The 25,705-nt window shown below is 47.4% G+C and carries 20 protein-coding genes; 7 read left to right on the forward strand and 13 right to left on the reverse strand.

Annotated features, from left to right (window positions below):
- The first annotated feature begins 33 nt into the window (after positions 1-33).
- The 7 genes from ABDW36_RS05270 (at position 34) to ABDW36_RS05300 (ending at position 10,185) form a co-directional block, all read left to right on the forward strand.
- Positions 34-1,812 carry a hypothetical protein gene (locus ABDW36_RS05270; RefSeq protein WP_343700827.1) on the forward strand — a complete coding sequence of 593 codons (1,779 nt, stop codon included), beginning with the start codon at positions 34-36 and terminating at the stop codon, positions 1,810-1,812.
- 67 nt (positions 1,813-1,879) lie between these two features.
- Positions 1,880-2,962, forward strand: coding sequence for a PA0069 family radical SAM protein (locus ABDW36_RS05275; RefSeq protein ID WP_343700828.1), 1,083 nt, complete (start codon positions 1,880-1,882; stop codon positions 2,960-2,962).
- A 92-nt stretch (positions 2,963-3,054) separates the two neighbouring features.
- Entirely contained in the window at positions 3,055-4,938 is a 1,884-nt protein-coding gene (locus ABDW36_RS05280; RefSeq protein ID WP_343700829.1) for a transglutaminase domain-containing protein, read from the forward strand.
- Positions 4,939-4,947: 9 nt separating this feature from the next.
- Positions 4,948-7,176, forward strand: coding sequence for a DUF3857 domain-containing protein (locus tag ABDW36_RS05285; RefSeq protein WP_343700830.1), 2,229 nt, complete (start codon positions 4,948-4,950; stop codon positions 7,174-7,176).
- Positions 7,177-7,796: 620 nt separating this feature from the next.
- Positions 7,797-8,363 (forward strand): DinB family protein, encoded by a 567-nt coding sequence (locus ABDW36_RS05290; protein ID WP_343700831.1) that lies wholly within the window; start codon positions 7,797-7,799, stop codon positions 8,361-8,363.
- 170 nt (positions 8,364-8,533) lie between these two features.
- Positions 8,534-8,680: a hypothetical protein gene (locus tag ABDW36_RS05295; RefSeq protein WP_343700832.1), complete on the forward strand. Its 147-nt coding sequence runs from the start codon at positions 8,534-8,536 to the stop codon at positions 8,678-8,680.
- Between the two features lie 98 nt (positions 8,681-8,778).
- The gene (locus ABDW36_RS05300; RefSeq protein ID WP_343700833.1) at positions 8,779-10,185 is read left to right on the forward strand and encodes an RtcB family protein; all 1,407 of its coding nucleotides are present in this window, start codon (positions 8,779-8,781) and stop codon (positions 10,183-10,185) included.
- Positions 10,186-10,267: 82 nt separating this feature from the next.
- Here the strand turns inward: ABDW36_RS05300 and ABDW36_RS05305 are convergent, their stop codons facing one another.
- The 13 genes from ABDW36_RS05305 to ABDW36_RS05365 all read right to left on the reverse strand — a co-directional run bounded on the left by ABDW36_RS05305 (position 10,268) and on the right by ABDW36_RS05365 (position 25,701).
- Positions 10,268-11,185, reverse strand: coding sequence for a GDP-L-fucose synthase (locus tag ABDW36_RS05305; RefSeq protein ID WP_343700834.1), 918 nt, complete (start codon positions 11,183-11,185; stop codon positions 10,268-10,270).
- Between the two features lie 40 nt (positions 11,186-11,225).
- Positions 11,226-12,338 (reverse strand): GDP-mannose 4,6-dehydratase, encoded by a 1,113-nt coding sequence (gene gmd / locus ABDW36_RS05310; RefSeq protein WP_343700835.1) that lies wholly within the window; start codon positions 12,336-12,338, stop codon positions 11,226-11,228.
- 41 nt (positions 12,339-12,379) lie between these two features.
- The gene (locus tag ABDW36_RS05315) at positions 12,380-13,507 is read right to left on the reverse strand and encodes a heparan-alpha-glucosaminide N-acetyltransferase domain-containing protein (protein WP_343700836.1); all 1,128 of its coding nucleotides are present in this window, start codon (positions 13,505-13,507) and stop codon (positions 12,380-12,382) included.
- A 52-nt stretch (positions 13,508-13,559) separates the two neighbouring features.
- On the reverse strand, positions 13,560-15,449 hold the full coding sequence (locus tag ABDW36_RS05320; RefSeq protein WP_343700837.1) for an ABC-F family ATP-binding cassette domain-containing protein: 1,890 nt from the start codon (positions 15,447-15,449) through the stop codon (positions 13,560-13,562).
- 356 nt (positions 15,450-15,805) lie between these two features.
- Complete coding sequence (locus tag ABDW36_RS05325; protein ID WP_343700838.1) at positions 15,806-17,392, reverse strand: hypothetical protein; 1,587 nt, start codon at positions 17,390-17,392, stop codon at positions 15,806-15,808.
- Positions 17,393-17,445: 53 nt separating this feature from the next.
- Positions 17,446-18,261 carry a glycosyltransferase gene (locus ABDW36_RS05330; RefSeq protein ID WP_343700839.1) on the reverse strand — a complete coding sequence of 272 codons (816 nt, stop codon included), beginning with the start codon at positions 18,259-18,261 and terminating at the stop codon, positions 17,446-17,448.
- Positions 18,262-18,264: 3 nt separating this feature from the next.
- Positions 18,265-19,395 carry a glycosyltransferase family 1 protein gene (locus ABDW36_RS05335; RefSeq protein WP_343700840.1) on the reverse strand — a complete coding sequence of 377 codons (1,131 nt, stop codon included), beginning with the start codon at positions 19,393-19,395 and terminating at the stop codon, positions 18,265-18,267.
- Positions 19,392-20,516 carry a hypothetical protein gene (locus tag ABDW36_RS05340; protein WP_343700841.1) on the reverse strand — a complete coding sequence of 375 codons (1,125 nt, stop codon included), beginning with the start codon at positions 20,514-20,516 and terminating at the stop codon, positions 19,392-19,394. Before ABDW36_RS05340 ends, ABDW36_RS05335 begins: the two co-directional genes overlap by 4 nt.
- On the reverse strand, positions 20,510-21,787 hold the full coding sequence (locus ABDW36_RS05345; RefSeq protein WP_343700842.1) for a glycosyltransferase family 4 protein: 1,278 nt from the start codon (positions 21,785-21,787) through the stop codon (positions 20,510-20,512). The genes ABDW36_RS05340 and ABDW36_RS05345 overlap by 7 nt, the downstream gene beginning before the upstream one ends.
- Positions 21,788-21,791: 4 nt before the next feature.
- Entirely contained in the window at positions 21,792-22,901 is a 1,110-nt protein-coding gene (locus tag ABDW36_RS05350) for an N-acetyl sugar amidotransferase (RefSeq protein ID WP_343700843.1), read from the reverse strand.
- An 8-nt stretch (positions 22,902-22,909) separates the two neighbouring features.
- Positions 22,910-23,668, reverse strand: a complete 759-nt coding sequence (locus ABDW36_RS05355) for an AglZ/HisF2 family acetamidino modification protein (protein WP_343700844.1) — start codon at positions 23,666-23,668, stop codon at positions 22,910-22,912.
- Between the two features lie 6 nt (positions 23,669-23,674).
- The gene (gene hisH, locus ABDW36_RS05360) at positions 23,675-24,286 is read right to left on the reverse strand and encodes an imidazole glycerol phosphate synthase subunit HisH (protein ID WP_343700845.1); all 612 of its coding nucleotides are present in this window, start codon (positions 24,284-24,286) and stop codon (positions 23,675-23,677) included.
- Positions 24,283-25,701 carry an oligosaccharide flippase family protein gene (locus ABDW36_RS05365; RefSeq protein ID WP_343700846.1) on the reverse strand — a complete coding sequence of 473 codons (1,419 nt, stop codon included), beginning with the start codon at positions 25,699-25,701 and terminating at the stop codon, positions 24,283-24,285. The genes hisH and ABDW36_RS05365 overlap by 4 nt, the downstream gene beginning before the upstream one ends.
- Positions 25,702-25,705: the final 4 nt, after the last annotated feature.

Raw genomic sequence — 25,705 nt, forward strand, 5'->3', positions numbered from 1 at the left:
TATTACTCCTCAATTTTGGCTTATCTTTCCGGTATGCAACCGGCAACCATCTATCAGCAACAAATAGGCAATTTCAAAGCCCAGCTATCCCAAACGGCCGCCCGGCTTACCAATCTCAGCATGGCGCGGCTCATCTGTTTTATTGGCGCCCTGTACTTCGGCTACCGGTATTTCGCCACTGATTTTGCTGCGTTATGGCTGCTGCTCATGCTGGCGGCGCTGGCCGGCTTTGTGGTGAGCCTGGTGTTCTATCAGCGGGCTAAAGATCGGCAGGCCTTGCTGGAAGCGTTGTTGCAGCTGAATGAAAAAGAGCTGAAAGTGGTAACGGAACATGTGGCAGACTTTGATAACGGCGAAGAATTTGTTAATGACCAGCATGATTTTTCAGGGGACCTGGACGTTTTTGGCCCCTCTTCCCTTTTTCAATACCTGAACCGTACCGGTACGCTTACGGGCAAACAGCACCTGGCCAATGCGCTGCAGCAGCCATTGCAGGATGTAAAGCAAATTCAGGCCATGCAGGAGGCCGTACGTACCCTTAGCGGGCAGCTGGAGTTCAGGCAGTTGTACGCGGCACATGCGCGGCTGTCTAAAGAAGAGCCGAAAGACGTAAGGGAGATCGGGCTGTGGCTGGATGCCCCTATGGATTTTTTACACCGCCGCGGCTTGTATGTGCTCAGCTGGCTGATGCCGGTCCTGGTGCTGCTGGCGGTAGCTTATTACATAGGCAGCGGTAATTACGTGCCCATGCTGGGTTTGCTGTTTGTTAACTGGGGCGTGCTGCTGCTGAACGTGAAAAAGGTGAACGCGCAGCACCAGTTGCTATCCAATAAAGAAAAGCTGCTCCACAAATTTGCCACCCTGCTGCAGCTGATCAAGCAAGGCAACTGGCAGGGCGTGGCCTGGCTGCAGGCCCGGCAGGCCAAAGCAGCGGAGGCAGACAAAGACCTGAAAAAGCTGGCCCGCATCAGTAATGTGCTTGACCAGCGGCTGAACCTGCTGGTGGGCGTTGTGCTCAATTCTTTCCTGCTGTACGAGCTGCATTGTGCCTTTGCCCTGGAGAGATGGAAAGCCAGGCATAAAAAGGATGTGCGGGACTGGCTGCAGGTGATTGCCGAAATGGAAACAGCTAACAGTCTTGCTACCTTTGCCTATAACCACCCCGCCTATACGTACCCTGAAATGGTGACCACTCCCGGCGTAACAGGCACGGCCGTTGGCCATCCCCTTATTCCTGCCGGGGAGTGTGTGGTGAATGACTGCAGCATCGGGGAGCAGGAGCAGTTCCATATCATCACCGGCTCCAACATGTCCGGCAAAAGCACCTTCCTGCGGAGCGTAGGTGTAAACTGGTTGCTGGCCATGACGGGCGCCCCGGTATGCGCTGCCAGCTTTACCTGCAACCCGTTGCGCATCATGACCTCCATGCGCATCAAAGATTCCATTGCCCGCCATACTTCTTACTTCCAGGCTGAGCTGCTGCGCCTGCAGCATATTATACAGGTGCTCAAAACCGGGCAGCAGGTATTTATCATCCTGGATGAAATACTGAAAGGCACCAATTCGGAAGACAAACTGACCGGCTCCCGTGAGCTGATCCGCCACTTTCTCCGCTTCCGCTGCCTGGGCATGATTGCCACGCATGACCTGGAGCTGGGCTCCCTGGAAACTGAATACCCGCAGCAGATCCGCAACTATTGTTTCGAAAGCAGCCTGAGCAACGGCCAGCTGCTGTTTGACTACCGCATGCGGCCGGGCATTGCGCGGAACAAGAACGCCACTTTCCTGATGCAGCAGATGGAGATCATCTAGCACCCGCCGTATATTAAATTTGGAATGCTAATATAATTAGTATAAATTTACTAAAAATATTAGCGTAATGACGCTCCCTTTTAGCGATACACCGTCAGAGAACCCTTACTATAAAGGTCGAGGCGCCCAGGTAAACCCGAAGAACCGGTTCCTGGAGCAGGAATATGCCCAGGAGCATGCGGAGGGCATTGATGAATGGTGGCAGGCAGACGTGCCCACCCAGATATTTGAAGAGCATGCAAAATCCGTAGTGAACAAGGTAGACAGCCCGGATGTGGGCATGTGGTATTCCATGAACCCTTACCAGGGCTGCGAGCACGGCTGTATCTACTGTTATGCCCGGAATTCGCACCAATACTGGGGCTTCAGCGCAGGGCTTGATTTTGAAAGGAAAATAGTGGCCAAACGCAATGCGCCTGAGCTGCTTAAAAAATTTCTCAACAACAAGAACTGGACGCCCAAGCCCATTTCCATTTCCGGCAATACAGACTGTTACCAACCGCTGGAGCGAAAGCTCTGGCTTACCCGCCAGCTGCTGGAAGTAGCCTGGGAGTACCGGCAGCCGGTGGGCATCATCACCAAAAATTCACTGGTGCTGCGTGACAAGTACATCCTCCAGAAAATGGCGGAGCATAACCTGGTATGTGTATTTGTATCTATCACTACCCTGCAGGAAGAGCTGCGTCAGAAAATGGAGCCGCGCACGGCCACGGCTGCGCAGCGCCTGAAGGTGGTCCGGGAATTGTCTGAACTGGGCATCCCCGTGGGGGTGATGACGGCCCCTCTCATTCCCGGCCTCAATGATCATGAGGTGCCCCGCCTGCTGGAACAGGCTTCCGACAACGGGGCAAAGTATGCCGGTTACACCGTGGTGCGCCTTAATGATGCAGTGAAGATCATTTTTAACGACTGGCTGTACAAAAACTTTCCCGACAGGGCAGACAAGGTCTGGCATATGATAGAAAGCATGCACGGCGGGAAGGTGAATGACAGTGATTTCGGACGCCGCATGCGGGGAGACGGCAACCTCGCGGAAATGATCCGGCAGCAGTTTAAGGTGCACACCAAACGGCTGGGGATGAATGCGGAACGCTTTGAATTTAATACTTCGCTTTTTCAGCGGCCTAACAGCCAGTTAAGTTTGTTTTAGGAAATTTCGTTATTCGTTTGAAGGTAAACGCATAAGGGTATATTATATATTAAACTATTTTGTATTTTTATGTCCCTTATACCTATACCTTTATGCGAATTGCGCGCAACTGCCTGTACCTGAGTGTTTTACTGCTCAGCCTGTTGCCGGCGGCACCCCTTCGGGCCGGCACAGACAAGAATATTGTGATCAGGGAAAGAAAAGAACGGTACGAGTTCACCAAAGGCGATGCAAAAAATCCCGTCTGGGTGAAACAGTATTTCTCCACCACCTACCGCTGCAACGAGTTTCGCAGCACCATTCCGTACAGCACCTTTTATGATGATTACAGTCGCGTAGACGATGTAAAAGCCTATGTGAACGGAGACCGTGTAAAGGGCCTGCGGCCGCAGCATGGCTATTACGCCGTAGAAGGCTTTTTTTATTCAGACGCCAGGGTATGCGGCTTTATGCTCGATCTTGAAAAGAAAGGGAGCGAAAGTCGTGTGGAGCTGGAAAAAACTATGCTGGACCCGCGCTACTTCACGACTGTATACTTCAATGAAGACTTTTTTCTGCACCGCAAAGAAATAACGTTGGTGGTACCCCGCTGGATGCAGCTTGAAATAAAGGAAATGAATTTCGGCGCCGCCGGCATCAGCAAGAGCAAGGTGTTTGATGAAAAGGCCAATGCGGACGTATATACCTACACCGTCGTTGACCAGCCCGCTGCCAAAAAAGAGGCGCTGGCTCCCGGCCCTTCCTACCTGTACCCTCACCTGCTGATATGCAGCCATTATGCTGAAACACCCGGCGGCCGCGTTACTTACTTCGGCAGCGTGAAAGATCTGTACGGCTGGTATCATAGCCTGGTAAAAGAAACAGGGAATGATGCAGCGGCCGTTAAGGAAGCTGCGCAGCAGATAGCCGCGGGTAAAAACAGTGATCTGGAGAAAGTTGCCGCCGTGTATGCCTGGGTGCAGGAGAACATCCGCTACATTGCTTTTGAAGACGGCATAGCCGGTTTCAGGCCGGCCCCGGCGCAAGACGTGCTGCAGAAAAAGTACGGGGATTGCAAGGGAATGGCCAACCTGCTGAAGGAAATGCTCGTATCCCTGGGCCTTGACGCCCGCCTTTGCTGGATAGGCACACGGCATATTGCCTATGATTATTCCATGCCCACACTGTCTGTAGACAACCACATGATCTGCGCCGTGAATCTCCAGGGCAAGCAGTATTTCCTGGATGCCACTGAAACCTATATTGGCCTGGACGAGTATGCAGAACGCATCCAGGGCCGGCAGGTGCTCGTAGAAAATGGCGAGCAATATACCCTTACCCGCGTTCCGGAGCGTACGTATGAGCAAAACCGGCAGCAGGAGCAACGCCGCCTGCGCATAGAAGGCAGTACCCTTACCGGTACCACTCTCCACAATATTACCGGCGAGTGTACGGAATACCTGCTAACACAGGCCCATGCTATAAAAAAGGAAAAGCTCGAGGAAGCCCTGCAGCAATACCTCACTGCCGAGGACCGTCTCTACGCCATCTCCGGTATTCAGACCAAGGGCCTTCATCAGCGCGGGCCTGAGCTGACCATCCAGTATAATATAGAGCATAAAGAGGCCGTAAACAGCTTCGGGGATGAAATGTACATAGACCTGGATTTCCGGAAAGAAATGGACGACGCGGCCATTGACACGCTTACCCGTGTGCACGATCTGTGGCTGCATTTCAAAAGGCAGGTGCTGCAGGAAACTTCCCTGGCCATACCCGCAGGGTATAAAGTGAAAACCTTACCGGAGCCGCTCATCGTTAACCAGCCTAAATATGCTTTCAGTGCTGCTTATGAGATAAAAGGCAACGAAGTGATTTACCGGAAGGAGATCATCATCAAAAACACCCGCCTGCTGAAAAGTGAGTTTGGCCAGTGGAATGCAGACATCCGCCGGCTGAAACAGGCCTACCAGGAGCAATTGACCCTTACCAAAAAATAAGACCGTTCTATGAGGACCTTCATAATTGTATTAGTCAGCCTGCTGCTGCTGGTGATGGGCATGGTAGCGCAGGATAAAAAAGCAGAGCCCTGGGATGTAAAGGCGGAAGTCAAATATAAAAAGCGGCTGGCGGAGGTGAAGGAGGAAATATGGAGCCGGGAGCATGCCGGTTTCAGTAACCGCAACGTGCCCGCAGAGTATGCCGGCGAATCAGCCGTGATACTGGCCAAACGCCAGGAGCTGACCACGCCTGACAAAGACCGGGAATTGCATCAGACCACCCGGATGCTGGTAAAGATCAACGATAAAGCCGCGCTGGAAGAATATTCCGAATTTTCTTTCAATCAATACGAACTGTATGCCACCGGCGGGTTCAACACGCTTGACCCGTTCAGCAAAACCACGGCAGTTACCTATGTGGGCGTAAAAGTGTACAAACAGGATGGCAGCTTGAAAGAGATCTATTCAGATGAGGCCGTGGTAACAGACCTGAACCGCTGGAAGCGCAAGCAGCGCAAGCTGGCTATTCCCGGCCTGCAGGTGGGAGACTGTATAGATTATTTCATCCGCACGGAGCGGTTCATCAACCACCAGAACGCCTATACAGAAGAGGTATTTGTGCTGGGAGATGAACATCCCATACTGGAATATGCAATTCACGTGGCGGCCTGGGAGGAGGTGTTTGCCCTTGAATATCGTGCTATGAACGGTGCGCCGGACTTTAAGCAAAAGGTAGGGGGCAGGATGATGGAGCTGGACATGCTGGTGCGCAACGTGCCTGCCCAGCCCCTGAACCTCTGGATGAACCCCTTCCGCCAGATACCCCTGGTGCGCCTGCACCTCCGCATAGGCGGCCGCCGGGAAGGGCTGGGCCGCCGCAAGGAAGGTACCGTGTACAGCAACCCCAATGCCATCAAAATCAGGGACGAAAGCGTGGCGCAGCTGGTGGCCATGCGTGACCTCACCTCCCGGCAAACCCTGCCGTTCCTTGGTGAAGTATGGGAGCATGTTAAACGTTTCAAGCGGGAGCACCGCCATGCCACAGATGAAGAGCTGGCCGCGCATATTTATTACCTGGTGCGGTACATGGGCCTTTACCGCGTGAAGCCGGGAGACGAGATAGTGGTAGACCAGCGGCGCAACTACGCCGGTCTCAGTGAGCACAATTTTCTCCGGTATGTCAACTACATGCTGGTTAAAAATGATATTGAGGCAGACTACGTGCTGGTTACCCCCCGCTACGGCCCGGCCCAGAACGAAGTATTTGAAACGGACGATTACCGGCTGATGCTGAAAACCAGAGGGAAAAAACCGGTATACATGAGCGCGGAGGGCATTTTTTCCAGTTCCCACTACGTGCCGGGCGCATTCGAAGGCCAGCATGCCCCGCTGGTGCCCGGCGGCTCAAAAGGGTCTTCTATCAGCGGGCAGGTGGAAGTGCCGGTAAGCGCCGCGGCAGACAACCGCCAGGTGGAGCACCTGCAGCTGAGCTTTGGCGAAACGGACATGCAGCAGCTTAACATTGGCCGTACCACCACCGTTACCGGGCATTTCAAAAAAGCGCAGCAGCAGCAATTGCTCCTGTTCGAGGACTATTATGAGGCTGAGCGCAAGGCCCTGGGTATTCCCCGGTCTTTTATGGAAGAGTTTGCAGACAGCCGCCGCAACAAAATACTGGCGGAAGAATATCAGCATGCCTTTAACAAGGCGCGGGAAGAGCGGCGGGAGTACTTCCTGTCAGAGATCAAAGACCAGTTTGAAAGGTCCCCCGACGCGCTGGAAACATTTGACATCGTGAAGATGGGCCTTCGCCATTCTGCCCCGGAAATGGTGTACACCACCTGCTTTTCAATGAACGGGTATGTAAAAAAGGCCGGGAACAATTACATCCTGGAGGCCGGCCGCCTCATTGGCCCGCAAATAACCATCAAACCTTCACAGCGGGAGCGGAAGGCCGACGTGTACATGCCTTTTGCCCGCAGTTTTGAGTATAACATGGAGTTTGCCATACCCGCCGGGTATACGGTAGAGGGGGCAGACAAGCTGGCCAGGAATATTGATAATGAATGCGGCAGCTTTATAGTGACCACGCAAAGCACCGCCGGCAAGCTGGTGGTGCAGGTGAAGAAGGTGTATAAAAATGCCTTTGCCCCCGCCTCCAAATGGCCGCTGCTGCTGCAAATGGTAGATGCCGCTGAAGAATTTCAGCAGCAGAAGCTTTTGTTGAAGAAGGCATAAACCGGGTATGCGGTTTAAAATCTGTTGAAATCAATTGCTCCTGAAATCCTTTACAGGCAGGCATTTTAAGAGATGGCTCCCGGCTGGTAAGTGTGTTTTGCAGCGGGGAAACAATTTTTTAATAAAAAGAATTTCCAGATAAACAAAATAAATTTTATCTTTGTTACGTAACAAATCAAACTTAACAGTGTCACGCAATTGTACATATAAGATGAAGGTCTCAAAGCGCATGCTGAAGAAGCAGGCGGATGAGAGCATGCGGGCATGTTATAGCTGGTACTAACGAATACAAAGTTATCCAACAGAGATATAACAAGAAGGTCCCGCAGGAAAAATGCGGGGCCTTTTTTTATAAGTGATGAAGAACGATTTGATTATCAGACTGTCTGTAGAGCGAAGCATGGCAAAGGCGCCAGGGGCATTGTGTGTCATACAATGCAGGCGGAGAAGGTATGTTAAAATGTAAACGAATACTACGTTAACGTTATTAATAGCCCGGTCCGCCGTAATGCGGGCCGGGCTTCTTTTTTAAAGGCATATGGAAAATAAAACAATTGAACATCTATATATAACATGGTAAGCGCTTTTACGGAAAAGCGGTTGCCCCAAAAACAAGAGCAATGAGAAACGTAGTACAATTCGTAAGAGAGGCCCTGATCAACAATTTCCGGGAACTGGACAAATGGTTTCAGAAAGAGGAAGCATTGCTGGATTACAAACCTTCCATGGACCAGTGGAACATCCGCGAGGTACTGGAACACGTTAGTCTGACTAATTATTTCCTGCTGCTCACCATCAACAAAAGTACCCGCAGGGCACTGGAGCGCAAGCTGGACGGGCTGATCATCATGCCCCCGCATGATTACGAAGAAAAGTTCAGGCAGATTGAAATTGTGAGCAGCAAATCCTTTGGCTGGGTAAACCCTGCCCACCTGGAACCTTCTGGCGACCGGGATTTGCATGAAGTGAGGATGTTGCTCAAACAACAGTTTGCACAATGCATGTACAACCTGAGCCTGCTCAAGAACGGGGAAGGCAGGCTGGTAAAAACCATGATGACCGTCAATAACCTGGGGAAGCTGGATATTTATCAATATATCTTTTTCCTCACCAAACATATAGAACGCCACCAGGCGCAGATGCAGGAGCTGCGTGAACAGTATGAAGACAGCGCGGTGGCCGTTTAAATGAGTTACGCAAAAGGTAAAGAGTCAACCCCCGGCTCCCGCCCTTGGCGGGAGCTTTTTTTATCCCTGATTTTTAAAAACGAACAAAATGAGAAAGAGTAACAAGTCCACATACAACCCGATTCAAAACAACCGCCTGGCGGTATTATCCATGAATTATAACATCAGGTATGATGGGCAGTATGACGATGGCGGAGGAAAGCTGCTCCTTGCGCTCCTGCCGCATGCGGTACCCGCCGGCAAAAAAACGCGTGCTGCGGGAAGGCCAGGAAAAGCAGTTACGGAAACTTGACCGCGAAACTGCCTGCGCCTCCTGACTACGGGGCACTGTATTTGCAGTTCTTCCTGTAGCCATAAAATTTCAACACCCCTGGCGCGGCCAGAGGCCTTTGGCCGCGCCTCAACTAAAACATAGATGGCCAAGTTAAAACTAAGGGGGAAAGACCTCCGCAACATAGGGTACCCTGAAGGGCCCGTCATCAGCGTAGCAATTACGGTGATGGAACAACATTACAAACACCACAGGCAGGAAGATGCCCTGGGCCTGTTGCAGCAGGTGCTGCAAAACCCGGAATCTTTCAGGAATGAAGACCACCTGGGCCGTATTGCTGAAAAGCTGATCGTGGAAGAGCCAACGGAAATTCCGCTCAATGAGACCCCGCTGCCGTACGAAGTGTACGGTCGTGAGTTCATAGACGAAGGCGCCATCCGCCAGATGGATTACGCCATGCGGCTGCCTGTAACCGCCGCCGGCGCATTGATGCCGGACGCGCACCAAGGCTACGGCCTGCCCATTGGCGGTGTGCTGGCCGCAAAAAACGCTGTGATCCCATATGGGGTTGGCGTAGACATCGGCTGCCGCATGTGTTTGAGTATTATAGACATCCCGGCTGATGAACTGGAGAAAAAAGCATCGGTTTTCAAGAGAGAACTGATTGCCGGTACCGTATTTGGTGCGGGAGCCTCATGGAAACCCGGTGTGGAAGATGCTGTGCTGGAGAATCCGCTGTTTTCCGAAATAGGCCTGCTGAAGCATCTGCAGGCCAAAGCGGCCGCACAACTGAGCACCTCCGGCTCCGGTAACCACTTTGTGGAATGGGGACTGGTAGACATGCTGGAGCCCTGGGAGGGCCTGGCGCCCGGCCGTTACCTGGCCCTGCTGTCTCATTCCGGTTCCCGCGGCCTGGGAGCGCAGATAGCAGGCCACTATACCAAGCTGGCCCGGGAAATCTGCCAGCTGCCGCGTGAAGTGCAGCACCTGGCCTGGCTGGATCTGGATACAGCAGAAGGGCAGGAATACTGGCAGGCCATGAACCTGGCCGGTAACTATGCCTCCGCCTGCCACCACCATATTCACCGCCGGTTGATAAAAGCAGTAGGCGGCGCCTTGCTGGCACGGGTGGAAAACCACCACAACTTTGCCTGGAAGGAAAAGCATAACGGGGAAGAACTGGTGGTACACCGCAAAGGTGCTACGCCGGCAGGCAAAGGCGTGATGGGCGTAATACCCGGCTCTATGACCGCGCCCGGTTTTATTGTGCGCGGGCGGGGCGAAGCGGCCTCCCTGCATTCCGCCAGCCACGGCGCAGGCCGGCAGATGAGCCGTTCTAAAGCCACGCAGTCTTTTACCGGTCATGAACTGGCTAAAATACTGGCGGAGCATAAGGTAAAACTGATTGGCGGCGGGCTGGATGAGGCGCCCGGGGCGTACAAGAACATTGAGACGGTGATGGCCGCGCAGACCTCACTGGTAGATGTGGTGGGCAAGTTTTACCCGAAAATTGTGCGGATGGCGGAGAGTGGGGAGCCGAGGGAGGATTGAGGTGGTTGTTCCTTGTGCAGCATTGCCTCTGCGCGATACAAAGATTAAGGGCAGACCTTTTACTGGTCTGCCCTTAGCATTATTAGAATTTCTCTTTATAAACGCTGCGTATCCCTTCCTCCAGCTGGATAGACGCCTTCCAGCCAAGGCCGTTCAGCTTGGATACGTCCATCAGTTTGCGGGGAGTGCCGTCAGGTTTGGAAGTATCAAATTGCAGTTCACCTTCATAGCCCACAATTTTTTGCACCAGCCGTGCCAGATCAGCAATGCTGATATCTTTTCCCACACCTATGTTGATGGGGCCGGGCTCGCTGTATTGCTGCATGAGAAAAAAGCAGGCGTCAGCCATATCATCTGCATGCAGAAACTCCCGCAAAGGTGTACCGGTGCCCCAGATAGTCACCGCCGGGTCTCCGTTCTCTTTGGCGTCATGGAACTTTCTTAACAACGCCGGCAGCACGTGGGAGTTCTGCAGGTCATAGTTATCATTGGGACCGTAAAGGTTGGTGGGCATTACGGAAATGAAATCTGCGCCGTACTGTGAGCGGTATGCATCACACAGCTTGATGCCGGCAATTTTGGCAATGGCGTAAGGTTCGTTGGTAGGTTCCAGCAAGCCCGTGAGCAGGTATTCTTCTTTCAGCGGCTGCGGCGCCAGTTTCGGGTAAATACAGGAAGAACCCAGGAACATCAGTTTTTTTACGCCGTGCACGTAGGCCTGGTGTATCACATTGTTCTGGATCATGAGATTATCATAGATAAACTCCGCCCGGTAGGTATTGTTGGCCACAATGCCGCCTACCTTGGCGGCGGCCAGGAACACATAATCCGGCTTTTCCTGCGCAAAAAACGCCTCTACGGCCGCCTGGTTGCGCAAATCCAGCTCTGCGGATGTACGGGTCACAAAGTTGCTGAAACCGGCCTTTTCCAGCCGCCTCTTGATGGCGGAGCCTACCATGCCGCGGTGGCCTGCTATGTATATTTTGTCGTTTGTCTGCATGTTATTGAATGTTTGCACGGATTCTTCCGGCGGGTCGGCCTTATTCGAACTGGTTTAATACCTTGAACCCGGCATCTTTCAGCAGCTTTTCCCGCTGGAACAGCTCTATGTCTGCCGCTACCATTTCTTTTACCAGGGCCTGCAGATCGTATTCGGGCTGCCAGCCTAATTGTTTATTGGCTTTTGTGGGGTCTCCTATCAGCAGCTCAACTTCGGTAGGCCTGAAATAGCGCGGGTCTATGGCTACCACTTCCTGGCCGGGTTGCAGTGCATAGGAGGGGTTGGTGGTTTGTTTCACAATGCCTTTTTCGTTCACACCTTCCCCTTTGAACTCCAGTTCCACCCCAATTTCAGCGAAGCTCAGGCGGATGAAGTCACGCACGGTATTGGTGACGCCGGTGGCTATCACGTAATCTTCCGGCTTGTCCTGCTGGAGAATGAGCCACATGGCTTTCACGTAATCCCTGGCATGGCCCCAGTCCCGCTTGGCATCCAGGTTGCCCATGTAGAGCTTCTCCTGCATGCCCAACGCTATTTTAGCCACACCGCGGGTGATTTTGCGGGTCACGAAGGTTTCCCCGCGCAGGGGGCTTTCATGGTTAAAGAGAATGCCGTTGCAGGCAAACATCTTGTAAGCTTCCCGGTAGTTCACCGTGATCCAGTAGGCGTACATTTTAGCTACGGCGTAGGGGGAGCGGGGATAGAACGGGGTCTTTTCCGATTGGGGTACTTCCTGCACCAGGCCGTACAGCTCTGAGGTGGAGGCCTGGTAGATGCGGGTTTTTTGGGTGAGGCCCAGCAGGCGTACCGCTTCGAGGATGCGGAGCGTGCCGATGCCGTCTACGTCTGCAGCGTATTCAGGTGTTTCAAAGCTCACCTGTACATGGCTCATGGCGCCCAGGTTGTATATTTCATCGGGCTGTACTTCCTGGATGATTCGGATGATATTGGTGGAGTCTGCCAGGTCTCCATAATGGAGCGTCATCTGCACGTTTTTCTCGTGAGGGTCCTGGTAGAGATGGTCTATCCTGTCTGTATTAAAAAGCGAAGTGCGGCGCTTGATACCATGCACTTCGTAGTTCTTTTTCAGCAGTAATTCTGTTAAATACGCGCCGTCCTGGCCCGTAATACCGGTGATTAATGCTTTTTTCATTGAGCGGGATGGTTTGATCCCGGCAAAAATAGCATTTCGTTTTATACCCTGATATAAATCTTCTTCCTGTCCATCCACCAGCCCAGCAGCCACAGAAGTACTACATGAAAAATACCAAACAGCAGGGAACCCGGATAATCCCCGAAAGCCGGGCGGAATACATGGTTATAGAGCCAGGAATACATGTTCTCGTTCTTTTCCCCCAGCCGGAACAGGAAGTACAGCTTTACCACCACGCCAGACATCACGTAGATGAACAGCGGGTTTTTGCCGAAAACCTCAAAGAAGTAGGTACCCCATCGCCAGTTCCTCATCTCTATCAGGTAAATGAGGATGGAAAGCAGCAGGGTGGCAATACCTACGGTATAGAGGGTATATGAGCTGGTCCAGATCTTTTTGTTGATGGGGAATACGGTGCCCCATAGTATGCCCAGTACTATCAGGATGCTGCCGGCCATTACCAGCTTCAGCAACATGCCTTTGGCATGGCGGTTCTGCTGCACATAACGCCCCACCAGGTAACCGAATACCACATTGCCTACTGCAGGGAGGGTGCTCAGGAGACCTTCCGGCTCAAAAGGAATGCCTTCGCCTTTATACATATGGTTTTCGCCTATAATGGCCAGGTCTATCTGAAGACCGATATGCCCCTCCAGGCTGTAAGGGTCGTTGCCGCCAAAGAACCACAGGATGGCCCAGTAACCCAGCAACAGTATGCAGGTGGCAATAAAAGCGCCTTTCGGTTTGAGGTAATGCACCATCAGGGCGCCGATACCGTAACAAAGGGCAATGCGCTGCAACACCCCGAAGATGCGCAGGGTATCCAGGCTTTTCATCACAAAATTGCCTTCGGCATTGTATTTTATGAAGGGGAACCAGTTCAGCAGCAGGCCTATGGCGAAAATGAGCGCAGTACGTTTGAATATCTTGCCCAGTACGGCCGCATTGCTCATGGTGTTGAACTTCTTCATGGCAAAGCTCATGGCGTTACCTACGGCAAACAGGAAGAAGGGGAACACCAGGTCTGTAGGGGTGCAGCCGTGCCATTTGGCATGGAGGAAAGGGGAGTACACGTGGCTCCAGCTTCCGGGAGTGTTCACCAGAATCATGCAGGCTACAGTGAGGCCGCGGAAAACGTCCAGGGAAAGGAAACGTTGATTTTGGTTCATAGTCAGGTCCTATAGGTTTAGTCAATAAAGCTAATATAAAAAACGGGATTCCCTAGGCGGACAGCTCACTTAGTTCCAGCCAGCGCATGCCCTTTTCATCCAGCAGTTGCATCACCTCGCCAATGCGCAGGGAGGCCTGGTTCAACTGCTCGAAGGGCAGGTTGCCGGCGGCCAGCTGCTCATCCAGCAGCTTCTTTTCCTGCTCCAGCGCCTCTATTTCTTTTTCCAGCAGCTCCATTTCCCGTTTTTCCTTGAAAGACATTTTACGGGCTTTCTGCTCCTGCTGGGCGGCAGGTGCACTTTCGGCCACGGGTTTGGGTGGTTCTGCCTTGATCTTTTCCTGGTCTTTTTCCCACTCCCGGTACTGGGTGTAGTTGCCGGGGAAATCCCGCACTTCACCATCGCCTTCAAATACAAAGAGGTGATCTACCAGTTTGTCCATAAAATACCGGTCGTGGCTCACTATGATGATGCAGCCCTGGTAGTTTTGCAAGAAATCTTCCAGGATGCTCAGAGTGGGCAGGTCGAGGTCATTGGTGGGCTCGTCCAGCACCAGGAAGTTCGGGTTACGGAACAGGATGGCCAGCAGGTGGAGGCGGCGTTTTTCCCCGCCGCTCAGCTTGGAGATATAGGTGTATTGTTTCTCAGGGGGGAAAAGAAAGAGATTCAGGAATTGGGCGGCGCTGACCTTGGTGCCATCTGCCAGGGGGAAGTTTTCCGCAATGCTTTTAACGAACTCAATGAGGCGCATATCTTCCTTTACTATCAACCCTTCCTGTGAATAGTTGCCGAAAACAACCGTGTCTCCCACGTTGATTTTGCCGGAATCCGCCTTTTCCGTTCCCAGCAAGAGATTCAGGAAGGTGGATTTACCCACGCCATTCTTGCCCACTACGCCTACGCGCTCCCCTTTCTTGAAAGTATAGTCAAAGCCTTTGAGTATCTGGAGCTTGCCGTAGGCTTTGTACACCTTTTTCAATTCCAGCACTTTGCCGCCCAGGCGGGTCATTTTAACGTTCAGTTCCAGTTGCTGCTGCTCTATGCGTTTGGCAGCGCGTTCTTTTACGTCATAAAACGCGTCTATCCGGGATTTTGCCTTGGTGGTACGGGCTTTGGGTTGTTTGCGCATCCATTCCAGCTCTTTGCGGTAGAGGTTACGGGCTTTTTCGGTGCTGGCTTTGTCTGCTTCTTCGCGGGCGGCCTTTTTTTCAAGGTAGTTCTCGTAATCTCCTTTGTAGATATAGAGCTGCCCGTTGTCTATTTCCATGATCTCGTTGCAGACGCTGTCCAGGAAATACCGGTCGTGCGTAACCAGCAGCAGGGTTACATTTTCCTGATCGAGGTAGTTTTCCAGCCACTCAATCATACCGACATCGAGGTGGTTGGTGGGCTCGTCCATAATAAGCAGGGTATGTTTGTGTTCAAACCCTATGTCTATCAATACTTTAGCAAGCGCCACCCGTTTCTGCTGGCCACCGGAAAGGGTGCCTACCGGCTGCTCCAGGTGGTGGATGTTGAGCTTGCCCAGTATCTGCTTCACTTTGGCATCAAAATGCCAGGCGTTGAGCTCGTCCATTTTTGCGATGGCGGCGGTGAGGGCCTGGGCATCCGGCTCGCCCTCCTGGTCTGTGAGCTGCTCGTATTCCTTGATGGCGTTGAGAATGGGATGGTCGTGGTCAAAGATGTTTTCCAGTACCGATTGATTTTCACGGAAGTTGGTAGCCTGTTCCAGCATTACTACCGTTACGCCTTTATGTATCCATACCTTGCCTTCATCCGGGTGCTCTTTACCTGTGAGTATCTTGAGCAGGGTGGATTTACCCGTGCCATTGAGCGCCACCAGGGCTATTTTATCGCCTTCTTCAATATGAAAAGAAATATCCTGAAAGAGGGGCTTTTCCCCGTACGACTTGGAAAGCCCTTCTACCGTTACATAATGCATGGTGCGAAGTTAATTGGGTTTTTCCAGATTTATTTCGTATATTCATTTAAGCTATTATATGATGACCTGTAGATACGGAGACCTTATTTTAACCATCCAGTCAATTTAAAGAATCAGCAGCCATAAATACTAAATGCTTCCTGTGAAAATGATGCAGCCGGGGAGAGACGGGAGGTTGCATTTCATTCAGTGCGGGCGCCCCATTGGATAACGGCCTATCTTTTGTTTGTCTCCCCTGGTTACGAAAGATAAAAAGCCCCCTGAGGAGTCAGGGGGCTTTTGGTTTTTATAGTTATTGCCTTAATTATTGAAGCCCGGTAATTTGGAATGTCGCGGGCTTCGGGGGCAAATATAAGTTAGAAATCGTAATAGAATTGGCGGAATGTGGAGCGGAGGCCGAAGGAGAAGATGAACTCGCGGTTGGTGCCAAGAGAGTTTTTTTCCTGGCGGGCGGCGGCGGAGGCTTCCAGGCGGAGGTTGTATTTGGGGTTGAGGACGAAGGCGATGGAGCCTTGGCCGTAGAAGAAGTCCGTTTTCAGGCCCTGGCCTATTTTGTTGTTATACTCCTGTGCTCTTGTTTCATAAGATTTAAAAATATCGCCTCCGTAATTTATTGCTGCATCAGGATCCAGGCCATACTGCGCAAAAGTGAGCTGGCCACGAATGTACCAGCGCTTATAAGTATAGGAAGCGATACCTAATACTTCTTTGAAATTTGCACCCATAGGGTGAGCGAGTGACTGGTTGTAGTGAGCATAATTTCCTTGGCCATTCCTGAAGGAGTAAGTATAGGGGCGGGCAATATTCAATTCCCCCTGGAGGTCAAGTTTGGGGACTTTAAATAGATCAAAAGAACGGAAGCCTATTTGTGTAGACCATTTATTTGCCCACCAGCCTTTGTTACGGGTAAACTCTTTCAGTTTGAACTCGTCAAGTACAAATTGACCATAGGCGGTGAACTTAGGGAAGAATTTGTATTTGATATTCATGCCAACCATGGCGTTGTCTGAGGAGCCTACGGAATATTCGGCAGGGCGGAGGAAAATGATTGGATTCAAGTAGGTCCAATCGAAACCTCGTTTGCGTCCCGAAGTATCGCTGTCTGGCCAGATAATGGCATCAAATAGGCCGATTGTCAACTTTTTAGTTGCATTCCAGTCAAGGAAGTGGAATACCCCCCATTTTTTATTATATCCGAGGTCTTCATATGCTTGGCTGTATGATTTGCTGGAAAGGTCCATAAACTGGGTCCACATTGATGTGTACTGAAACTGCCCAAGCGTACCAGTGATTTTAAGATATGGGTAACTGAAACCAATATCAGACAAGACGAGCGATCTGTAGCCATCCCCCAACGAATTATTGCCATACCCAAGTGTAAGGTTCAAATATTCAGAGGGTGTATAGGAAAGTAAGGCATTTACGTAGGAAAAATCATATCGCTTGCCTATTTGATCGCTGTATTTGATTTGTCCCTGTCCTGGAATTACCCGCTTTTTTTGCACGAAGCTGTCAAGATATACGGGGAAAAGCCCCTGATTTTCAAAAAAAGAGGATTCGAAATAAAATTTTCTGCCGACATTTCCCTGAACGATCAAACCACGCGTATTAAGCCATGTTGTTTTATTCTGGCTACTTCGCCCTACCTGAAAATCCGGCAGGAAGTCCACGAAAATATTGTAATCAGGTTTGCAGAGCTCTAAAAGATGCTCCTGGAATAGTTTTCGATATAACCAACTGTGCTTTTTCTGAGTTGAAATGTTGTCAGTTTCTAGACTGTCTTCGCGAAGGATCTGCTTTAACGCAGTGTGATGATTCACCGTGTCAAGGTAGAGCTCTCTGATGTTTTGCGAATTGTACGGCACCATAGCCGGCAATTTTTCCTGCGCGTATGCCGAGACAGAGATTAGTATCAGAAGTGCTATTCCAGCATAATGTTTCATGAAAAAGGGAATTTGATTGCAAGTATTTTCAAAAATCATGCCCTATAAGGGTCTTATTTCCTAAGTACTCTTTTATAAACTATTTCAAGGATCTTCTTCGGAAGCATTCTGACCCCCGTACGAACCATAGAAAATTTATAAAATTCCCATGCTGAAATAAATTTGGTTCGCCTCATAATCCGGAAAAAGTCCAATTCTTGTTTAATGTAATCTAAGCCTTTTCGGCGGCCAACCATGTCATTGCCAACACGCGCGTATACCAATACTTCTGGGAGATTATGAAATGTTGCCCCATGCATCATCATCTGATACCATAGATGATAATCTTCTAGAGATCTTTTATGCCAGTAGCTGCCGGCAGCTAATACACTCTTTTTCCTGAAAAGGACCGTCATATGATTCATGGGACTTCTTAGCTTCATGTATTGCCGGATTTGGTCATGTTTTTCCGGTACATTACGCTGCCTGCTAAGATCTCCAGGCGTTTCCATAAATTCTTCAATTGCTGCGCCCAGTATGTCCACCTCCGGGTGCTTCTGCAAATAGGCAACCTGCTTTTCGAATCGTGAAGTAAGTGCGATGTCATCTGAATCCATTCTTGCAATCCATTCATTTCTACACATTTTGACACCGGTGTCCATCGCGTAGCCCATACCTTTGTTCTCAGGTAAGCGAACAATAGTGAAAATTTCTGGCTGCCTGATGGCATACTCCCTAAGCATGCTGTCTAGTTCAGCCGTCAATGGCCCATCAGCTACAATTACAATCTCTTCAGGCATTACGGTTTGATGTAATATACTATCAAGGGCTGACTTAAAAAAAGTGGGCGTTTCCTTAATATAAACAGGAATTAATACTGAAAACTTCATCTTTTAAGCGTTTTTCACATTTAGTTCCAGCGTTGCAATAAATTCTTTTACCTGCGTTTGGGGGTCAAATTTCTCTAGCTGTTCCGGTATTTCTTTAATATATTTTTCTCTATTAGTGATTAGGTGATATATTGAATCTGCGATGGCTTCAGGAGAATTGGCTTCCTTACAAATAACACCAGCCTTTCCAACAACTTCTGGTAAGGATGAGCTATTAGAAACGACTGAAGGTTTACCGAAGTACATGGCTTCCATCGGAGGAATACCAAAACCCTCATACTTGCTTAAATACAGCATTCCTGTACATTGGCTGACATATTTGTCTTTTTCTTTTTCATTGAGATAACCGGTAAGATGCACCTTGTCGCTAATCTGAAGTGAATTTAGCTCTTGCAATATGCTCATATAATTCCAGCCGTTTTTCCCTATAATGAAATAATGATAATGGCCGCTGTTGTATTTTTCGGTAAATCGTTTAAATCCCTTAATGGTATTTTCAATATTCTTACCCGGTTCAATGGTGGATACGGTTATAAAAGTAGGCGTAACAACCTTTTCTTTTTTGAACTCGGTTTTAGGTAGAAAGTTATAAACAACAAATATTTTATCGCCGGGAATATTGGTAAGCGCTATAATGTCTGACTTCGAATTTTGCGACACTGTAATTACAGAATGTGAGTATTTCGCACTTGCTTTAGAAATAGCACGGATATAGGCGCTTCGTAAGCGGCCATATTTTTCGCGCAAATAGAATGGGATCATGTCATGTATGGTACTTATGAGCCTTAGAGAGTTAAGTTTGAATACCGCACAAAGCAGGGGAATTACTGGTGTTGGTGAATAATAAATGCCCCTTCGGCCGATAAGTGCAAACGGCAAAATCAATTGTTCATACAGGATTCGATTGACGAAGCGATTCATTCCCCCCACAGGTTTGTACTTGAATTTAGCCAGACTGGGAATGGAGAATGTTTTTTGTACGGCAAGATGCTTGTTGTGCAGTATAACAATCTCATCAAATTCCTGGAATACAGAGCTGCTAAAATCAATTTGTTCAAAGAGCCGTTTCATGAAATAGCCTGCGCCAGCTATCTTGTCGGAATTGAAGTTAAGTAAGTTGATATATAATTTCATTTTTGGCTACGAACGGTTAAAAAATAGCTTACCAAATATTGAATGCCAAGGTATATAAAGGTGAGGGGTGTTATCCCGAAATAGTATAAAAGCAATGAGGCATTGCTCTTTTCGGATCTGATGAATATTTGGTATGTATATTTCCTGAAAAAGCCCGCAAGAAAGCCAAGGAGCATGACGCTTATAAAACCGAAATCGGCATATAGTGTTCCCAGGCCAAAAGAAGGCATATAGTTCATCGCAGCTTCATCTGGGAGGTAGTCATAATTCAGTATTGCAAACCCGAATGCCACAGGCTTGTCTGACCAAAGAATGCGAGGTATATATTTGTAAAAGGATGACACATAGATTTCCCCATGATAAAAATCACTTCTAGGGCTGCTTAGTTCGTCAATAAGAAAAGACTGCTTTTCGTAGATATCGAAGTATTTAATAGCCGCAAGGAAAGGATTTTCGAAGTAGTTGCGTGACTGCATAAAATGGTATCCAATCAACAACAAAAAGATTGGTATGGCCCAGGCAATCATTTTCTGAAACTTGACAGCTTTGTATTCTTCAAAGAAGATAGCCAGAAAGATCAACAGGTTAAAAATCGCAAATTTGTTGCCCGAGAAAATTAAAAAGAGCATCAAAACACCAATGAGTAGCGTAAATTTCTTGTTATAAACGAGCAATAGCGAAATACTCAGGAATAGAAATGTTTTACCCAGATCATATAACGAAGCGAATTGGCTGAAAACTACGGTCTCGTAATAGCATCTGAGTCCTGAAAAAGAGAATCCGCAATTGATAAGGATGGGAAGAGTTGGAATAATAAAGATTGCAGCTATTAATAGGTTAACGCCTGATACTTTAGATGCTGCCCTTATGGGTGGAATATGAATAGACTTTAGGTTGGTACAGGTGCCCCAGTAGACGGAAGTCACATAAGCAATAATTACAAAATCAGATATAACGTTATCCGCTGAGTCTGGGAATACATATATCATTATTAGTTGAGGAATAACTAGAAATAATAAAGAAAAGTGTGCCTCAATAAAAAATGGGTTCAAGAGCACGCCGAATTTCCTAATAGAAAGGAAAATTAAAAATAAAACATATATTAAAGTGAAAATTAACATAACAGCTGTTTCACCGCATTAATTTCTTCATTAAAGCGCTCTTCCCAGCTCCATAACATAGCTGACCTTGTTTCCGTCAGACCTGCTTTTAGTTGTGCCAGCAGGTCAGGGTTTTGTATCAATTCCATGATATCAGCGGCAATTTTTCTTACGGCCGCTGGCTGCAGGCCCTTTGAGTCATCTATTTCATAAATCAGCCCGTTTATTTTATGCCTGATCCACTCACCGGTATCGCCATTGTTGAGTGTAACAATGATTTTATTCGCCTGTATAGCTTCGATTAACGGGTTACCAACATTTGAGCCTTCGTACATAGAGAGGAAAAACTCACCTGCGCTAAGATAAGCTTTAACCTGGGATTGAACCACAGCCCCCACGAAAACGACCTTGTCTGCTATATCAAGTTCACTTGCCAATTGTTCAAATTCCTTGCGTTTAGCACCTTCACCTACTATTATATAACGGCAGTTGTCAAGTCCCTGTTCATTTACAAGGGAGGCAAAAACCCTTATACAACGATCTACCCGTTTATGGTCATCAAGCCGGCTAACAGATATGAGTATATGTTCTCCCGCACAAATTTTCAGTTCTCTACGAATACGCTCACAATCGCCTTCATTTGGCGGGGATTGATCTACGCCATTTACAAGGAACTTCAGGTTTTTAAGATGACCGGATGACAGTGTTTTAAGTACCCAGTCGCCTTGGGTTCCATCGTTTGTCATTATACAAAGGTCAGATTTAGTCCTCAGTGCAAAGAATGTTTCCGCATTTAGTACTCTCCTATACCAGGTGGACCTTTTCAACCATTCTCTGACAAAAACAACCCCTTGAAAACGGGCAATTATCGGAGCTTTTCCAGTTTTGTTTAATTTTTTCAACATCCGGGCGGCAAGAAATCCGGGCATTTCGTAGCCGTAAACAACATCGACATCGCTATTGGCTTTCAGGAATTTTTGTCCTTCCCTGAAAAGTATCCATATAGCTAAATAACGCCTTAACCTTACCAGTAGTACAATGAAGAGCTTGTTCTTTGCTTTGTTGAGCGTTTCTGTAAAGGGTATTTCCCAACGTTTCACATCAATCCCTTCGGGGTTAATGATATTCTCGTAATAATAGTTTCCCTTATTAGAGCTGTCTCTTGCAACAAAGTAGGTTACTTTCCATCCGTTTTTTACATAGGCTTCCGGTGTTTTACGGATAACCTGTATGGATTTTTCTTTAAAATCATCACCGGATAGAAACAATACATGACGTTTGATTGTCTGCATACTTTTAAGCATCCTTCTTCTTCCTCCTTAATTTCCTCCATATATTGAAAATCCACTCATCGCTTGCGTAATCGAGGTGGTTTTTAGGAGGTGCGTTCATGATATCTTCAAATTCCTCGTCTGAAAAACCGAGCTTTTTTAACACATATTGTTTATCAATACGTAGTTGGGTAGGCTCATAAGGCGCTTCCAAAAGATCTTTCAGCGCTTCCTCTTTTGTAATCTCCCCGTTCCTTATCTGCGCAGAAAGGTGCACTTTACGTTTATCATAATTAAATTTCTCCGGTAAGAAATAGGCTTGGTAGAACTTGGTGAATACAGACTCATAATGTTTACCGCCGTAATATTCCCATTCGAACTCTTTTTTCAACACTTCCATAGCCATGGCTTTGCTATAATTTATGTTGTTCAGAATTTCTATGTACGTACCACCGAGTCCCAGCATTTTACTTAACTGGAATTTTATGGAATTCATAGTGGGGAAATTCTTAATTTTTTTAGTGCCGAACTTTTTTTGTATATCCTTGATATTGGGAAGATCCTGTTTCCGCCATAGCCACGAGGTAGGCATTCCGTGCTCGGTAACATAATTGCTACCGGACAGGATGTATTTGATTTTATATTTTTTGCGTAGTTGGAACATGGTAGCCATTATGGCATGGTCTGTCAGCATTTCTATATCGACGACACCAGCTTTAAAAAAAGAACGTTGTAGATCCCGGAACTCAGGCCAATCAATAACGTATGTTTCCAGATCAAATCCACATTTATTGACAATCTTTTTTATGTTAGACACTGCAATTTCTGAGTTCCAGCCGTTGTCAAAATGTACGCAAAGTGGATTCAGTTTCATTTCTCTGGCTAAATAGGCCACGTAAGAACTGTCAACACCACCACTTAATCCAACAATAGAATCATATTTTCCTTTACTGTCACTTTTTATTCTTTCAGCTAGCGTCTTAAGGTTCTCTTGTTCTTTACCTGGAGTGAATTTGAATGAGGATAGTAGGCTTTCTGCTTCTTCACAATAGTTGCAGACACCTTGTTCATTAAACCTGATATCGGGGTCAGTTGTATCCATTACACACCTGACACATGTTTTGTATTCTAGCATATGAGTATTTACTTAAGAACTTTTTCCAGGTCCGCTACATTGGGATAAGAAATAAGTACTGCTTTGTGTGGGCCTTGATAAACAAAAATGCTGCCTGCCGCGGCTGCTGATGCACCTGATTTTACTGCAGCCCCAAAATCTTCGATGGTGGCTGCGCCCCCACAGGCAATAACCGGAATGCCTACGTTTTTACTAACCTGCGAAATAAGCGTGGTATCATAACCATTGCATACACCATCGCGATCTACATTATTTACAAAGATCTCTCCTGCGCCCAATGACTCTATTTCCTTGGCATAAGCAATAACTTGTTCATTGGTGGTTTGAGTCTTTACATGATCATATACGAAATATTTGCCAAGAAAATTCTTCTTGACATCTATTCCAACAATGATTGTGGAACTTCCAAACTGCTTCACGGCTTCTGCAACAAAATCGCGATTGTCAAGGGCGATTTTGTTGATAACAATTTTTTCAACGCCAATTTTGAGAATCTGTTCGATCTGTTTAGCAGTAGAGATGCCACCACCGTAGGCAAAAGGCATAAAACACTCACTGGTAAGTTCACGAATTACGTCGTAAGCGGGTACAACCTTATGCTTAGATGCATCAATATCAAGAAAAATGAGCTCATCTACCGCTAAGTCATTAAATATCCTTACCGCATTAATCGGGTCCCCAATATATTTGCCTTTTTTAAATTTCTCAGTTTTAGTCAATCCTCCGTCTCGCAGTAAAAGACACGGAATAATTCTGGATTTTAGCATAAATCATTAATTATCAGCAAAGTTTCGCAGGAGCTGCATTCCAAATTTATGACTTTTTTCAGGATGAAATTGAACTCCGATAATATTGCCGACTTCAAAAGCCGAGCAAAAAGAACCGCCAAAATTCGTTGTACCTAACGTTTCTTTTTTATTTTCCAACTCAACGTAATATGAATGCACGAAGTAGAAGCGTTTTTCATCGTTAGTCTGCTCAAGTATTCTTGATTCTTTTGCCACTTGAACGATATTCCATCCCATGTGAGGTACTTTATATGAAGAGGTGGCTTCAAAGGTGAACTTCTTCGTGATTGCACTAATCCAGCCGAGGCCGGGTAGGGTACCTTCTTCGCTTCTTTTCGTCATTAATTGCATGCCGAGGCAGATACCCAGTATCTTGGCGCCCTCCGCTTGGACTTTCTTGTCCAGTACCTCCCGCCATCCCAGGCGCTCAAGGTTGTTCATCCCAACGTCGAAAGTTCCCACACCAGGTAAGATAATCTTTTGGGCATCCTGCAGCATTGCAGGGTCCTCGGCTATAAGGGATTCTACCCCTAATCTGGAGAGCATATTTTGAATAGAACCTAAGTTCCCCAGGCCGTAGTCAACTATATGGATCATCGGACTAAGTTTTTGAGCTTGGAAAGGTCAGACATAAATATTAAAGTTAACAACATCATAGAAAATAAGCCAATTGAATTTACCAATAAATTCATATATAACATCTTAAATAATATGAAAGTTAATAATATTGCTAATGTTACGATAAATTTGGTAAAATTGTAGGGAACCTTATAATAGTTTAACGAGATGCCTGTTCTTAAAACAAAAAAACAAATATATGCGAGAAAAGTAGCTACTGCAGCCCCGGTAGCCCCATAGATCGGTATTAGTATGTACGCGGCTATTGCGTTCACTATGGCGGCAACTATTACTATAAGAAAGTGGTAGGCAGTTTTTTTGCGATAATTAATGCCTACTACAGTTATTTCAGAAAGCGTATACAGCATAGGAACAAAGAGCAGAAACGGAAAGATGGATTTTATCAGATAATATTCAGGCGGGAATAGAAGGATCAGTATATTATCGAATACCAGAATACTACAGATAAGCATGCTAAAAGCATAGGTGATCAAGTTGAAAAAGCGATTATAGAAGGAAGTTTCCTCGGCATTTGTATTATACCGCTCATACGCATACGGCATCCAAAAGGTAGTAAAACCAATTTGCACAATATTAAGGCTTAGTGATATTTTTACAGCGGCAGCGTACAATCCAAGTGCTTCATAGTTGGCATAGACACGCAGGAAAGTTCTGTCGATACCCTGGAAGAACCAGTCTACAATAAAAGTGGGAATAAAAGGTAAGCCATATAAAATAAGGGGTTTTAAATCATATGATTTATGGTTTAACTTTAAATGGAACACTTCGCGCCAAACTTTGAGATCGAGAATTATACACAATAGTAAAGTAATAATCTGGCCTATCGCGAACCCGATAATTACTGCAGTAAAGTTGGGCTTAGCATAATAAGCATAACCAACAGTACTAACCAAGGTAGAAATTGCATTGATTACCTGTAGCAGCGAGTAGCGTTTTGCCTTGTTTTGCATTCTTATTGATAGTAGTCCTATTCTGAGGATTGCTGCAATTAAGATGCTGATAGCTAAGATATTGGTTTCAACTGTGTAGTCCGGTGAGTCAAATAAAAGCAGGGATACCTGGCTATTGAATAACTGAAGCAGTACGATGCCCGCCAATGAAATAGCTACTACCGGAAACAGAACGTCTCTAAGCAGGAATTTTCTTTTTTCGGGTGATATTTCATTATAAAAACGAGCGAAACTTTGATCAATACCTAATACAACGATGCACTGAAACAAATTGACAGCAAGCGTGAACATACTTGCTTTTCCATATTCTATGGGACTTATGAAGCGGCTGATAATAGGAATGCCAACTAAGGATATAATGGCATTTATCCATGTACCTACAGAAAATGACAAAAACCGTTTAACAACCTTTTTGGAATCCATTTGA

Source organism: Chitinophaga sp. (assembly GCF_039596455.1).
Lineage (GTDB): Bacteria > Bacteroidota > Bacteroidia > Chitinophagales > Chitinophagaceae > Chitinophaga.